Below are 13,433 nucleotides of genomic sequence, written 5' to 3' on the forward strand. Positions count from 1 at the left end.
ACCCGATGAGCAATTCCGATATTTTCAGCGAAAGCTTTTTGATCCCGTCTGATACCGACGGCATCCGGTTGCATCTTTTGCACAAGCACCGCAAAGGGGAGCAAAAATTCAGCGAAGCCAGCACCATCGTCATGATGCACGGCGCGACTTATTCCTCCGGCAGCCTGTTTGACACGCCGCTGGAAAGCGCCTCTTTTGCCGATGCACTCGCCCGCGCCGGTTTTGATGTGTACGCCGTCGATGTACGCGGTTATGGCGGCTCGACCCGTCCGGTGGAAATGCTTCAGGCCGCCACCCTCAACGCACCTGCGGTGAGAACAGATGTCGCCGTGCGCGATTTCAGCAGCGCCGTCAATTTTGTGCTCAGAACGAACGGGCTTTCACAGGTTAACGTGATCGGGATGTCGTGGGGCGGCAGCGTCACCGGTACGTACACCACGCAGAACGGCCACAAAGTCAGGCGCTTAGGGCTGATTGCCCCGCAATGGGTGAGCGACAAACCGCTGCCGCTCGACCCCGGTGGCGAACTGAACGCGTGGCGCATCGTCAATGCCGGTGCGGCGCGTGAACGCTGGATTAGCGGAGCGCCACAGTGCAAGCGGGGAGGACTGATCCCGGAAGGGGGATTTGAGGCATGGCTGGAGAAAACTGTCAGCGACGAGCCGGATGACGCACTTCGGGCACAGCAATCAATCCGTGCCAGCAACGGTCCGATTCAGGATATCCGCGATTACTGGGCGGCGGGAAAACCGTTTTACGATCCGGCCGATATCGGCGTGCCGCTGATGTTAATCCATGGCGAATGGGATATTGATGTGCCCGTCGAACTGGCACAGGCATGGTTCCTGCGCGCCACCGGCTCACCGGATAAACGCTGGCTGGAAATCGGTGAAGCCACGCACATGATGGTGCTGGAGAAAAACCGCTATCAGGTTTACAACGCCCTGATCAGTTTCTTCCGCGAACCGCTGGCGAAAGCTTAAGCAGTCAGTTCATCAAAGTGCGTGTGCTGATGAGAAAAGCAGCATACGCACCGCCGGGGGCTTGACGGACGTCGGAGATTTGAATAGTTTATGCCCCGTAGTTCCCCGGTAACACTTCAAAATGCCGACTTAGCTCAGTAGGTAGAGCAACTGACTTGTAATCAGTAGGTCACCAGTTCGATTCCGGTAGTCGGCACCATTTATCTTCTCGCACTCCCTGATTTTCAATCTTTTAACTTCTCCCTTTAGTTCCGTTTCTGCGCCTGCTCCCCGTTCGCCCAAACGTTTTTGCTGCATCAGAACCGGCGTTATATCCATATTGTGCGCAGGGTGATTAAGAACTCACCAAACATCCCGATCGGCGCTTGACGGACGTCAGCGGTTTGCATAATTTGTTACCCCTAGCCCCGGCACCTTTCAAAAAAGCCGATATAGCTCAGTTGGTAGAGCAGCGCATTCGTAATGCGAAGGTCGTAGGTTCGACTCCTATTATCGGCACCATTTGGCGTTTCAACTTATCCATTTAAAAGACTCAGGGAAGCACGCTTGTGTGCAGCGCTTTCTCAATACGTGTCAGGCATTCTTGCTGGGTTGGATGTGCCGGTGGCATATTTTTATGCAGAGGAAGATGAGCTGGCTGCGCTGATTATTGAATTTCATGAAAGTAAAAAACAATCGTAGTCTGTTCAATTGCAGGATACCCAAAAATGAGCCAGAAACTTTTAACCTTCGCCAGATCATTTATTAATGGCGAGATCTCAACCGAAGATTTTGCTGACCCTTATCAGATGTTATGGAAAGCTGACGGGTATCTGCGTCATCCGCATCCAGCGTCGCATCAATATGCCTCATAATATATTTTTCAAATCCTGAATCGCGATTTATCAGAGATTGCAGCTTAGCGATTTCCTGTCATTTATCGGTAAGTCTCCGCGCCATCGCTTCTGAATTTACTTTTGCGATACTGCCATCGTCACATTGTGCGTAAGCGATGTAGTTTTTATGTAGGGCATCCCATGAATCGAGATTGTCCACTGCAATATCTGCTGCTTCTGCATCACGTTCGGTACAGTTTTTTTGCATCAGGAGTACCAGAAAAGAGGGCAAATGATAAAATAATGACGACAATTTTCATTCTATATCCATTAATTATTATGTGTTATTTTCTGCGATGGCTGAATTTTGACTTTGAATTTATCTTGTTTGAAATAATTTATGAGACTGTTTGTGCTATAAATATTTTATATGAATCATTTTTAAATAATAATTAATATGAGTATTCGTATTATCTGTTTGTATAAATAACTCGAATAACTTAAATTACTTATATCTTATGATTTAGCTCAAGGTTTATGGTTTTATATTTATTGTTCGTTGTGGGTGTTTATTTTAGCTGATTATCATACCGGCGAAACTCACCTCAATGGACGGAAAATAAATATGGAAATGCAATTCACTAATGAACTGAATCAGGAATTACTGGATGTCATCAATACCCCACCTTTCACGGCTGAACAACTGGCTGAAATGGATGAAAGCGCGAGGGCAGTTGTTGAGGAACAGGCAGCGTTTGCCCGTCAGCATCCTGTTATTGCGATTTACCGGCTGGCAGTTCCAGGCAGCCTGACTGCCCGCGGTGGCAAAGTCACCAAAGCCAGTAGTACGGGTAAAGTCACCCTTGAGAATGGCACTGAAGCGGCGTTTGCCCTTGAGCAGGATGAAGTCACTTATGCCGATGGCAGCACGGCAAAGATTACCACCAGCGCAGGCCAGCAGTTTTGTGAGGGGAATCGTGGATTTGCCTTAGTCGGCAGCATGCTGGATAACGGCGATAAAATTATCAGTACGCCGCAGGGCAGTTGCTACCTGGTTGCCCGAAAAGATGTCCCGATGGCAGTAGATTTTCTTGCCGTTACCGGCGCGTAACGGATGGGGTATCGCTCAAATTGTTATGGTCGCGGGCAGGCGCTGCACGGCGACAAAACCACGACAGGCGCGGTGTGCCTGACCTCTCTGCCCAATGCGACGGAACACGGGCTTGGCGTGATCCGCATCGGTGATGCTACGACCGACTGCCCGAAATGCGGTCGTCGCGGAAAAATCACCAGCGGAGAACCGCATTCCACCTATGACGGCCTCGCTTCTGCCGTGGACGGTTCGGATGTTTTATGTGGTTGCCCGCCGGGGACGAACCGGGTTATCGCGCCAGCCGGACAGTGGATGGGGAGAGGTAAATCACCTGCCGAACTGGCGCGTGAAAAGTGGGAAGCAGAGCGTGCCGCGGTATTGCTGGTTCAGGCTGAGAAAGAAGCGGCAGAACAGGCCAGACGTTCGATGCCGGTGTTTGCGAAATCCGCGGAATGTGGCGCAGGGAATACCGAAGCACGAACCTGCGAGGAGCAGCATCATAACTTCGGGCGATTGTCTTACGGGGTGCCGACGCCGGGCGCAGGCATAAAGCCCGAAGTTGAGCAGCACGCGCAGGCGACGAAGCGCAAGAAGCCAGCCGGTGATAAAAAGCCCTGGTACAAAAAGATATTTGGCGCGAAGGCTGATGCACCCGCTCAGTCTGGTATGCCGCTGGCAATACCCGTAGCAACGGGCGGTGGCGCTAAGCTCATTGCGTCGGGCATGAGTGCACTGCGCGGGGTGACGTCGATCCGCCTCGGCAGCCTGTTCGTGAATCCGGTCACCGTCGGTGTTATCGGGACGTTTTACTCGAACAAGCTGAACGCCGGTGAAGAGGATATTTTAAGCGACAGCCAGCTTGCGGCGCTGGCCGGAAAGTCCGCCCCGACGCGGATCCGTTTTCAGTGGGTGAAGGATAAATATGGCCGGTTAATTCCCGTGGCTTATCACACCGGCGCTGACAGCGGTCTGGATCAGGTTCGTGTACGCGCCATGCGGCGGAATATATTCACGGGTAACTATGAGTTCTGGGCGGATGGCGCGGAAAAGCCCGCCATCATCTGGACGCCCGACGAGCTTGAGTTTAAAGCGCCAGGCAATACCGGTAATCGTGATGAGCCGTATTTACCTTCGACCATCACCGTATTACCGTTACCCGGCGTGGAAGAAATGGGCAGCACCTCAACCTCGCTACCGATCCCGGATGAACAATCATTTGATGATTACATCCTGGTCAATCTGCCGCACGGCATGCCGCCGATTTATATTTATCTGAGTAATGACCACAAATACCATGTGGCACCAAAAGGAAATCCTCCATTGCCAGCATTTCCTGATGCTAAGAAAGCAGTAAGTAAGACCCTAATCAAGGGCGGAGGAAAGTTCCGGTATCGTTGGAAAGACTCAAAAAAGACGATCTACGAATGGGATTCTCAACATGGAACTGTCGAAGTTTATGATAAAAGCGGGCGTAATCATTTAGGTGAATTTGATCCCGTAACCGGCAAACAAACGAAACCTGCAGATCCAGCAAGAAAGGTAGAAAAATAATGATTATTTACACGATTGATTTGTTTGATAAGCAAACAGAAGACTTGATTTTAGAGGTAAACATCCCGAAAAAAAAACTGGACCCTATTTCAAAAATAATGGGTTGGGATGAAGAGGATAAAATGGATTTCATCAATGGTGTTGCGGTGTTTAACGTGAATAAGGTGCAAGCTGCATCCCTCGGTATACTATTTGAAACAATATTTGATACTGATAATTACGTTATTCAGATGTCTGCAGGTGAAGACAATGACTGATGACTATCCTTGCCCATGCTGTGGTGAAAAGGTATTCGAAGCTTTGGGTGAGCATGACATCTGTCCCACCTGTAATTGGGAAGATGACCCTTTTCAGTCTAAAAATCCTGACAGGCGTGGTGGAGCGAACAAAATGAGTTTGAATGAAGCTAAGGAGGCTTTTAAACAAGGTAAAATAATACAGTAGCCACAAAAAGCTAACGGTATAAAGCCCTACTCTTAGCACAGTATTACCGTTACCCGGCGCGGAAGAAATGGGCAGCACCTCAACCTCACTGCCGATCCCGGATGAACAATCATTCGATGATTACATCCTGGTTAATCTGCCGCACGGCATGCCGCCGATTTATATTTATCTGAGTAAACCGCTGGTGAGGTTTTTGGATGTTGAGTTATACAGTGACTTTAAGCGGCGTTCGAAAAAAGGAAAGTTTGAGGCGGATCATATGCCGTCTAAAAAATAATGAATATTCAGGCGGCAGATCATATCTCTGTCGCCTGTGATTTATTACTACTACGCTATATTCCGATAACCTGCACTTACCCTCGTAGCCCTTCCACGCTTTCCGGCGTCAGTTTCATCACTGTTTTAATGCTGGTTTCGATACTACGAATGATGTTTTCGCGTGGACCGTTGCGCCAGTCAGCGCTTGCATAAAAGGCATCAAGAGCCGTAGCCATGCTTTCAGGGCTATCAAAGGCACGGATCAGATAGTAGCAATCCGGGTCATGCAGCGAGTTGCCGAACGAAACAACGTCGATCCCGTGGCATTGGTGCAGGGGAACACTGATTTCCTGCATGATGGCGTGAAACGTGGCCCCGGTGCCTTTGTGTAATGTGTATTGCAGTATTTCGACGGTTCTCAACGTGTTGTCTCCGTTTATTTGTCAGCGGCATAGAATTCATGGCGTTTTTGAGATCGCGACACATTATTACTGGATAAACTCAGTGAAGTGGCTCACATCTCGCCATTTCATTTCCATCGTCAGTTTTGTAGTTATTGTGGGATGCCACCTGGCCGTTAACGAGTCCTTTCCTGATAAACCTGCTGATAATTCAGACTTATTTCCGATGCCGATACAACATCAATTATCATTATTGTCAGTAACGGGGCTAAAATGATTGTGTTTATGAATACCCTTCATGAGTGAACTATGGGGGGAATGCTTCAATAAGGAAACCGCTAATGCTTAAAGAAAACTTCAACGAACTCCAAATCTTTCTGATGGTAGCAAGAGAGCGAAGTTTTACCAAAGCCGCGGGCAAACTCGGTGTTTCTCAGTCAGCACTCAGCCACGCGATGAAAGCGCTGGAAGAAAGGCTGAACATCCGCCTTCTGACGCGAACTACCCGAAGTGTTGCCCCCACAGAAGCGGGGGAGAGAATTATTGCCTGCCTTGAGCCCCGTATTGCTGATCTCGAGCAGGAGCTGGAATCGCTTGTTCAACTGAACGGCACCGCCTCCGGTAATATCCGTTTATCTGCCGGGGAGCATGCCGCGCGAAATCTGGTGTGGCCGAAGCTAAAACCCTTCCTCAGGGAATACCCGGAAATTAATCTCGAGCTGGTGGTCGATAACGGTTTTGTCAATATTGTTGAGGGGCGTTTTGACGCCGGGATCCGTCTGGGCGAAAGCGTGGATAAGGACATGATCGCGGTGAAAATTGGGCCGGATATGCGAATGGCAGTCGTTGGCGCACCGTCATATTTTGCTGCTAACCCCGCGCCTGAAACGCCTCACGAGCTACAAAATCATCGGTGCATCAATATGCGTCTGCCCACTGCCGGTGGACTTTACCACTGGGAGTTTGAGAGGGAAGGGAAACCGTTACGGGTCAGGGTTGAAGGGCAGGTAACGTTTAATCTGCAGGCGGAAAGGATTGATGCGGCTTTATCTGGCTTTGGCATCGCCTGTATACCTGAGGACAGGGTGCTGGATTATATAAAGTCAGGAGAGCTGATCCAGATTCTGCAGGACTGGTGTCCGTCTTTCCCCGGATATTATCTTTACTACCCCAGCCGTAAGCAGCATCCGCCCGCTTTTGCGCTGATGATCGATGCACTTCGCTACTCGGAATAACGGGTCCGCAATTCGCTGCGGACCCGCCCGGGTATTAACGGCCTGTGCGAGCCTGATGCTCAGGAGAGTAACGTTCGCCGACGATTTTAATCGTTTCAAGCGCCTGGGTTATCTGCTGCTTGTTGTCATCGCCGAAGGTAAAACCAAATTTGGTGGCGATAACGACGCGATCGCGAAAAGGTTTTAAGGCTTCGCCGACAACCTCTTCATTCAGAAATGGGCCATACACTTCGGCGGTATCGAAGAACGTGACGCCACGTTCAACCGCAGCACGAATGAGTTCGATAGCCTGACGGGTATCTGTCGCCGGGCCGTAGCCGTGACTGAGCCCCATGCAACCGAGTCCAAGAGCGGAGACTTCGAGTCCGGATTTACCCAGATAACGTTTTTGCATTGAATGAATACCTCTTTTATCGCGGTTTAAACGTCAAGTTTGCGACCAGCCAGCCATTCCACCCTCGCCGGGTCGCGGTGAGAGAAGAAGGCGCTGGTTGCGGTATCAAGGGCGGCAATCTGCAACATATCCTCAGGACTAAGTTCAAAATCGAGGATGTTGATATTCTCTTCCATACGTTCTTTTCGCACCGATTTTGCCAGCGAAACGATGCCTCGCTGGAAGATCCACCGCAGGACAACCTGACCCACACTTTTGCCGTACTTCTGCCCAATTGCCGTTAATACGGGATGCTGGAACAGGCCATTTTTACCCTCAGCAAACGGTGCCCAGGCTTCTGGCTGAATACCACGGCTTTGATTCCATGGAACTGCATGCAGCTGCTGGTTGAAGGGGTTAACTTCAATTTGGTTTACCGCAGGGGCAACCTTGTTGAAGGCGATAAGGTCGGCCAGTCGGTCTGGATGGAAGTTGCTGACGCCAATGGCGCGAATTTTGCCTGCCTCATGCAATTCTTCCATGGCACGCCAGGCACCATGAACATCACCGTAAGGCTGGTGAATCAGGTACAGGTCAACGTAATCAAGTTGCAGCCGATTCAGAGAGCGTTCGAACTGTGCTTTAGCACCTTCGTAATGGGTATCCTGCAGCCACAGTTTGGTCGTTACAAAGAGTTCGCGACGTGCGATACCGGTCTGTTTCAGAGCGTTCCCGACCTGGGTTTCATTCTGGTAAGAAGCAGCGGTATCGATCAGGCGGTATCCCGTATCAATGGCATCAATAACGGCTCTTTCGCATTCAGCGGCATCAGTCATCTGAAACACACCAAAGCCCAGCAGGGGCATTTCAATACCGTTGTTCAGATTTACAGTTTGCATGACGTAATCCTTCAGCTGTTGTGTAGAAAAAGGATAACGCAAAGTGATTTATTCAATTAGAGGGGGTAATTAGCTAGGGTTTATTAGATTTATTCATTAATTTGAGGGGATCTGATGCTCGGCTTTGTGCCAGCAGCGGACATAATCACCCGCCATATTGCGGGTGTGTTTTTTCGACGGTTCACTCTCAGCCGTCCGTAGCTGAGCTACTTTTTGCTAACAAGATAGGTAGCAATGGCCGTTAATCCATCTATAAGGGGCATAGACCCGGCGCCTGCCATGAAGTCATCGTGATCTATCTGGTTATTTCGGCGAATGTCAGCAAAGCGTGCAAGCGCATTTTTTTCATTTGTGGCACTGATCTCTTCAAACTGTTTTTCGTAGCCATGTTCAATCAGCTGAGAAGCTTTGCCCACGTCCGAGCTTTCCAGTACAACAATTTGCTTACCCTTTTGAAAAAAAAAGTAATTCAGCATTTCGTGCTCCACATAGAAAAGGTGATATTTAAAAGAATATATCCAGTCTGAGAGGATCCTGAAAATAATTTCAAGTTTATTTTTTAATCCGGTAAGAACTTCCTTTTTTACTGGCGATCCTTTGGCCTCGTGAGCGTTATTCACTCATAACCGCCCCTGCTCGTAGCCTCGGCAGCTTTTTTGCCGGGAGCGGATATTGCTGACACATGGGTGGACTAATTAACGGAGGCGGTTAATTTAACTGATTAATTTCCCAATAATTAATCCTTTTACCTGTCTCTTTAGGGATCGAACGGCCCTGTATTCGGGGTCATCTGGCGGAAATAACAATCCTCGCCTATAGCAAATAACCCCAAACCGATGAACAGCGGCAGACGTCGCCCGAAGCGATCGCACAATTAGTTAATGATCGTTAAATAAATTTCTTGCACAACCTCCCGGCGACGCTTAGTATTTACTTATCGAACGTTAATTAATAAGTAACGTTGACCTTAAACCGGGGCACCTGCAAAAGGTTTCCCAATCAAAATTCGAAGAACAGGAATTAACCTCATGAAAACTATCGCAATGACTATCGCCGCTCTGACACTGGCAACAGCTTCTTTCTCAACCCTGGCAGCGACTGAAGTGCAGTCAGCGCCGGCAGGTCAGCAATCCATTGGTGTAGTCGGTGCATCAACCACCGGTTCACTGTCAGGCCTGCAATCAGAATTGAATGCAAAAGCCACCCAGGCGGGTGCAAGTTCATACCGTATTATCGGTGCATCCGGTAATAACCAGCTTTACGGTACAGCAGAAATGTACAAATAAGCTGAGCAGTAACAAGCAGTAAGCAGAAGAGGCGGCGGTTGCCGCCTTTTTCGTGTCTGCGATTAGCGGTATTTATGGAAGTGATTATTGCGGATCTTTCGGTTGATATAACCATGCAATCCGCTGCCAGCTTTCGCCATGGCGATCATATGGTCAACGTCTGTCACCCCTGGCCGGATGGAATTATAGATGTAATGCCAGCCATCTTTGAACTTCACGGTAATTGAATCTTCCGTAGTCGTGAAAGCGACGATACCCGAATTGCCCCCCCGGTTTTGGTACTTTTCCATATTCCCCTTCCTGATTGATGAAGCCATTCACGACCTGAATAATAGTAGCCATAAATTTTTGCCGGTTGTGTGAGTAGAAAAGCTTTTTTTAAGCTGTTCTGGCAAAACGTCCCGGCGGAGCTGATGCCGTGGCCCTTTCCTGAAAGTTTAACGCCTGATAAACGAAGTAAAAAGAAGAAGCTTTTTAAGAATATGGGAGTAGGTCACGGAAAACGACGGGGAATAGAATTCCCCGTCGTTTTTACTCTCATCACGAAGGTGCAGAATGAAAAAGTTCTTCCTCATTATCATGGTCTCAGCGCTGGCAGGTTGCGCGGGTTATCACCATAAACCAGAAAGACACCAGAGCGGGATGGCAAATCCGGCTGCGGTATATTGCCATGAAAGAGGCGGAAGATCGGTGAGTGTGCAAACACCACACGGCGTTCGTGCAGACTGCGTATTCCCTGATGGACGCGGTATCGACGAATGGGAGTTATACCGTCGGGATCATAACTAAATCCGCTTCACGCAGGCTGAAAATCAGGCTTTCCCCGTCAGAGGAAAGCCTTTTTTAATCACACTTTATCCATGAGCCGTTGTGCGGGTTTCCCTTTTCGTCATCTGCCCGCCGTACACATCAATCGCGTTTCTCAGGCGGGTAGCCTGATAATTGAGCCTCTCTGAGGATTCCGACGACTGGGCAACCATCCCGGCGTTGTTTTGTGTCATGGTTTCAATCTGCGCCAGCGAGGTGTTGATCAGCGTCAGCGCCGACGTTTGTTCATGAGTGGCATGGCTGATCTCTTTAATCAGTCCGGACATCTGCACGACTTCAGCAATAATTTCACTGATCTGCTTCCCGGCATTTTCAACCATATGCCCGCCGGTTTCGACGCTGTGCATATTCGTTTCGATCAGGGTTTTGATCTCTTTAGCGGCGGTGGCGGAACGCTGTGCCAGCACGCGAACCTCGGCGGCAACCACGGCAAATCCGCGGCCTTCAGTACCGGCTCTTGCCGCTTCCACGGCCGCATTCAGCGCCAGAATATTGGTCTGGAAGGCAATGCTGTCGATAACCGAAATGATGTCCACAACTTTGCTGCTGGCGTGGGAAATCGACTGCATCATACCGATGGTTTCCTGCATGATTTCTCCGCCTTTCTGCGCCACGGCCGTCGCGCTGTCAGCCAGTTTGCTGGCCTGCACTACCGTGTCTGAACTTTGCTCCACGGCGCCGGTAATTTCTTCAATCGCGGCGGCGGTCTGCTGAAGGTGAGTTGCCGTTTCTTCCGTACGGGCGCTCAGGGCAGTGCTGTTTTTTGCCATGAGCTCACTGATATGGGCGATCCCGCCAACCTGCGTGCCCACATCTTCGACCAGAGAATGCAGATTCAGGCCAAACTGGTTAACAGAACGCATCAGCAAACCAATTTCATCAACACGGTTAAAATGAACGTAAGCGGCTTTTTTACCGGAAACCACCTGTTGCGCCTGCGCCAGAATGGTTTTTATCGGATTGCGGATTTGCGATTGCAGGAAAAGATCGGCAGCCAGCAAAAGAATAACGGTAACGATCGCGCTTTCGGTCAGGTTTATTCCTGCCAGAGAAAATAAGAGCGGGAAAAAGGCAGAAATAAATAGCGGCAAACGTAATCGCCAGCTAACGGGAAGTTTTTGCAACAGGGATAAAAATGAAAATAACCCCGTGTGTATCACCAGGCCTTTATAAAATTTACGACGACCTGCGCTTTTCTCTTTTACCTGTTTGTATAATTCTTCAGCGGCTTTCACTTCCTGTTCAGCGGGGGTATTTCGTACGGAGATATAGCCGGTGAGTTTATCCAGGTGATAGACCGGCGTGACGTTCGCGCGTACCCAATAGTGATCGCCATTTTTACGCCGGTTCTTCACCAGCCCTGTCCAGCTGTCGCCTTGCTGCAAGGTAAACCACATGTCGGCAAAGGCTTCGACCGGCATATCAGGATGGCGTACCAGATTGTGTGGCCTGAAGGTCAGCTCATCCTCAGAGAATCCGCTGACGTTTATAAACGCTGAGTTGGCATAAATAATATGGCTGTTGACATCAGTTGTGGACATTAACGTGGTGCCGGGATCTAACTTATATTCCCGCTGTGATATAGGCATGTTTACGCGCATGTAAATCCTCTGGAAACACTCTGAGTAGCAATAATAACTATGCAGATGATTTAATATTCTTTCCAGAGAAATTTATTTCCTGGTTATTATTCCCGTGCGAAGATAAATAACAAAGGTTAATTTTATTGTTGAATTACTATCAATGTAATATTTATGTAGAAAGAAGGTTTTTTAATTGCGATATAGAATAGTCCGGCCTAAGTTAAATTTTGATGCGTAAGCGGGGAAAATCGGACTTAGTGTTTTCCAAAGGATGTAATGGCGGGAAAAACACCGATCCGGCGCGGGTTTTTCATTCAGGCAATAGTGAAGGGTTCAGCCAATATTGGGTAAATTCCGAAAGTGTGCTCACCGCCGAAATCTCACTCACGATAAAGGGCAAAGGAAGCCGATTTCCCGTTTATCGGTTCACTGCGGGATGTGATACTTTGGAGCAGTAACGTGCCGGTGAGAGCATTTCACCGTGTTGAATTCAGAACAGCACAGAGGGTTTATGGCGGTCATTTCCGGACAGATTATCGAGCAAGCGAAGCAGTGGCGTCGCGACTTTCACAGGCGACCTGAACTGGGTCTGAATGAGCATGGCACCGCAAAAATAATCAGTGAACTGCTACTGTCTTTTGGTCTTGAAGTGTACACGGGCATTGCCGAAACCGGCGTTATTGCCACACTGCGAAACGGCGAAGGCCCTTCAATCGGACTGCGTGCAGATATCGACGCATTACCCATTCAAGAACTGAATGAATTCGAGCACCAGTCACAAAACCCGGGCCTGATGCATGCCTGCGGGCACGATGGCCATACATCCATTTTGCTGGGCGCGGCAAAACATCTGAGTGAGAACCGTCATTTTCGCGGCACTGTCCATTTCATCTTTCAGCCTGCTGAAGAAAACTTAGGCGGTGGCGAAATGATGGTGAAAGAAGGGTTGTTTGACCGTTTTCCGATGCAGGCGGTTTACGCGCTGCATAACTGGCCGGGACTGCCGGTTGGCGAAGTAGCGGTCAGCGAGGGGCCGATGATGGCGTCGCAGGATAATTTCTATATCACCCTGACCGGCAAAGGTTGTCACGCGGCGATGCCGGAACGGGGTGCGGATCCCGTGGTGGCTGGCGCGCAGCTGATTTTGTCATTGCAAAGCCTGATTTCGCGCCGCCTGTCGCCGCTGGAACAAACGGTGATCAGCCTGACGCAACTTCATGCGGGCGAAGCCATTAACGTCATTCCTGAAACGCTGCATATGTCGGGCACGCTGCGTTGCCTGAGCAACAAAACCCGTCAGACCTGCTGGCGGCTGATTGAAGAATACGTCCATGCGGTGCCGTTACCGTACGGTGTGAAAGGGGAAGTGCGCTGGGAATTGGGTTATCCGGTCACGCAGAACCATGCAGCGCAGGCAGAGATTGTGCGCGACGCGGCGAAAAACACGCCGGGTATTCAGAAAGTGCATTTCAATAATGCGCCGTCGATGGCTGCAGAAGATTTTGCTTATCTGCTGCAAGCGTGTCCGGGAGCCTATTTCTGGCTGGGTGCCGATGGCGCCACACCTTCTGACTCACTGCATAGCCCGCGCTACGACTTTAATGACGACATTATTCCGCTCGGCATCGGTGTGCTGACCACGCTGGTGGAGCGCGAGCTGAAAGCCTGATCGCATTTTTCATGG

At 49.7% G+C, this 13,433-nt stretch carries 16 protein-coding genes, 2 tRNA genes and 2 pseudogenes; 13 read left to right on the forward strand and 7 right to left on the reverse strand.

Features of this window, described 5'->3' with window-relative positions; translation table 11 throughout:
- Positions 1 to 5: 5 nt before the first annotated feature.
- The 4 genes from LC431_RS08440 to LC431_RS08455 all read left to right on the forward strand — a co-directional run bounded on the left by LC431_RS08440 (position 6) and on the right by LC431_RS08455 (position 1,837).
- On the forward strand, positions 6 to 983 hold the full coding sequence (locus tag LC431_RS08440) for an alpha/beta hydrolase (protein ID WP_223509686.1): 978 nt from the start codon (positions 6 to 8) through the stop codon (positions 981 to 983).
- 123 nt (positions 984 to 1,106) lie between these two features.
- Positions 1,107 to 1,182, forward strand: a tRNA-Thr gene (locus tag LC431_RS08445).
- Between the two features lie 226 nt (positions 1,183 to 1,408).
- A tRNA-Thr gene (locus LC431_RS08450) sits at positions 1,409 to 1,484 on the forward strand.
- A gap of 206 nt (positions 1,485 to 1,690) precedes the next feature.
- Positions 1,691 to 1,837 (forward strand): colicin immunity domain-containing protein, encoded by a 147-nt coding sequence (locus tag LC431_RS08455; protein WP_223509687.1) that lies wholly within the window; start codon positions 1,691 to 1,693, stop codon positions 1,835 to 1,837.
- A gap of 58 nt (positions 1,838 to 1,895) precedes the next feature.
- Here the strand turns inward: LC431_RS08455 and LC431_RS08460 are convergent, their stop codons facing one another.
- On the reverse strand, positions 1,896 to 2,066 hold the full coding sequence (locus LC431_RS08460; protein WP_223509688.1) for a hypothetical protein: 171 nt from the start codon (positions 2,064 to 2,066) through the stop codon (positions 1,896 to 1,898).
- A gap of 357 nt (positions 2,067 to 2,423) precedes the next feature.
- On the opposite strand from LC431_RS08460, the gene LC431_RS08465 reads away from it, so the two are divergent.
- The 5 genes and pseudogenes from LC431_RS08465 to LC431_RS08485 form a co-directional block, all read left to right on the forward strand.
- Complete coding sequence (locus LC431_RS08465) at positions 2,424 to 2,909, forward strand: hypothetical protein (RefSeq protein ID WP_013574299.1); 486 nt, start codon at positions 2,424 to 2,426, stop codon at positions 2,907 to 2,909.
- Between the two features lie 3 nt (positions 2,910 to 2,912).
- On the forward strand, positions 2,913 to 4,442 hold the full coding sequence (locus LC431_RS08470; RefSeq protein WP_223509689.1) for a colicin E3/pyocin S6 family cytotoxin: 1,530 nt from the start codon (positions 2,913 to 2,915) through the stop codon (positions 4,440 to 4,442).
- Positions 4,442 to 4,699, forward strand: coding sequence for a hypothetical protein (locus tag LC431_RS08475; RefSeq protein WP_013574301.1), 258 nt, complete (start codon positions 4,442 to 4,444; stop codon positions 4,697 to 4,699). Before LC431_RS08470 ends, LC431_RS08475 begins: the two co-directional genes overlap by 1 nt.
- Entirely contained in the window at positions 4,692 to 4,886 is a 195-nt protein-coding gene (locus LC431_RS08480) for a CPCC family cysteine-rich protein (RefSeq protein ID WP_013574302.1), read from the forward strand. Before LC431_RS08475 ends, LC431_RS08480 begins: the two co-directional genes overlap by 8 nt.
- Positions 4,887 to 4,926: 40 nt before the next feature.
- A pseudogene (locus LC431_RS08485) lies at positions 4,927 to 5,163 on the forward strand (pyocin); the annotation flags it as partial.
- 76 nt (positions 5,164 to 5,239) lie between these two features.
- On the opposite strand, the gene LC431_RS08490 reads toward LC431_RS08485, so the two are convergent.
- A complete protein-coding gene (locus tag LC431_RS08490) occupies positions 5,240 to 5,566 on the reverse strand; it encodes an NIPSNAP family protein (protein WP_013574303.1) in 327 nt (108 codons plus the stop codon).
- A gap of 320 nt (positions 5,567 to 5,886) precedes the next feature.
- Between LC431_RS08490 and LC431_RS08495 the strand changes: the two genes are divergently transcribed.
- Positions 5,887 to 6,780: a LysR family transcriptional regulator gene (locus tag LC431_RS08495; RefSeq protein ID WP_223509691.1), complete on the forward strand. Its 894-nt coding sequence runs from the start codon at positions 5,887 to 5,889 to the stop codon at positions 6,778 to 6,780.
- Between the two features lie 109 nt (positions 6,781 to 6,889).
- Here the strand turns inward: LC431_RS08495 and LC431_RS08500 are convergent.
- The 3 genes and pseudogenes from LC431_RS08500 to LC431_RS08510 form a co-directional block, all read right to left on the reverse strand.
- Positions 6,890 to 7,174 (reverse strand): annotated as a pseudogene (locus LC431_RS08500) (aldo/keto reductase); the annotation flags it as partial.
- Between the two features lie 26 nt (positions 7,175 to 7,200).
- Positions 7,201 to 8,052 carry an aldo/keto reductase gene (locus LC431_RS08505; RefSeq protein WP_223509693.1) on the reverse strand — a complete coding sequence of 284 codons (852 nt, stop codon included), beginning with the start codon at positions 8,050 to 8,052 and terminating at the stop codon, positions 7,201 to 7,203.
- 206 nt (positions 8,053 to 8,258) lie between these two features.
- Positions 8,259 to 8,528, reverse strand: coding sequence for a hypothetical protein (locus LC431_RS08510; protein WP_013574307.1), 270 nt, complete (start codon positions 8,526 to 8,528; stop codon positions 8,259 to 8,261).
- A 552-nt stretch (positions 8,529 to 9,080) separates the two neighbouring features.
- Between LC431_RS08510 and LC431_RS08515 the strand changes: the two genes are divergently transcribed.
- On the forward strand, positions 9,081 to 9,338 hold the full coding sequence (locus LC431_RS08515; RefSeq protein WP_112151311.1) for a YdgH/BhsA/McbA-like domain containing protein: 258 nt from the start codon (positions 9,081 to 9,083) through the stop codon (positions 9,336 to 9,338).
- Positions 9,339 to 9,400: 62 nt separating this feature from the next.
- Here the strand turns inward: LC431_RS08515 and LC431_RS08520 are convergent, their stop codons facing one another.
- Positions 9,401 to 9,628: a hypothetical protein gene (locus LC431_RS08520; protein WP_013574309.1), complete on the reverse strand. Its 228-nt coding sequence runs from the start codon at positions 9,626 to 9,628 to the stop codon at positions 9,401 to 9,403.
- Between the two features lie 352 nt (positions 9,629 to 9,980).
- Between LC431_RS08520 and LC431_RS26395 the strand changes: the two genes are divergently transcribed.
- The gene (locus LC431_RS26395) at positions 9,981 to 10,127 is read left to right on the forward strand and encodes a DUF333 domain-containing protein (protein WP_370633785.1); all 147 of its coding nucleotides are present in this window, start codon (positions 9,981 to 9,983) and stop codon (positions 10,125 to 10,127) included.
- Between the two features lie 65 nt (positions 10,128 to 10,192).
- On the opposite strand, the gene LC431_RS08530 is transcribed toward LC431_RS26395, so the two are convergent.
- On the reverse strand, positions 10,193 to 11,767 hold the full coding sequence (locus LC431_RS08530) for a PAS domain-containing methyl-accepting chemotaxis protein (RefSeq protein ID WP_119261323.1): 1,575 nt from the start codon (positions 11,765 to 11,767) through the stop codon (positions 10,193 to 10,195).
- A gap of 493 nt (positions 11,768 to 12,260) precedes the next feature.
- Between LC431_RS08530 and LC431_RS08535 the strand changes: the two genes are divergently transcribed.
- Positions 12,261 to 13,418 carry a M20 aminoacylase family protein gene (locus tag LC431_RS08535; RefSeq protein WP_013574311.1) on the forward strand — a complete coding sequence of 386 codons (1,158 nt, stop codon included), beginning with the start codon at positions 12,261 to 12,263 and terminating at the stop codon, positions 13,416 to 13,418.
- The last annotated feature ends 15 nt before the right edge of the window (positions 13,419 to 13,433 follow it).

Origin of the sequence: Rahnella sp. GSA61A (assembly GCF_019969905.1) — a bacterium.
GTDB classification, from domain to species: Bacteria; Pseudomonadota; Gammaproteobacteria; order Enterobacterales; family Enterobacteriaceae; genus Rahnella; species Rahnella aceris.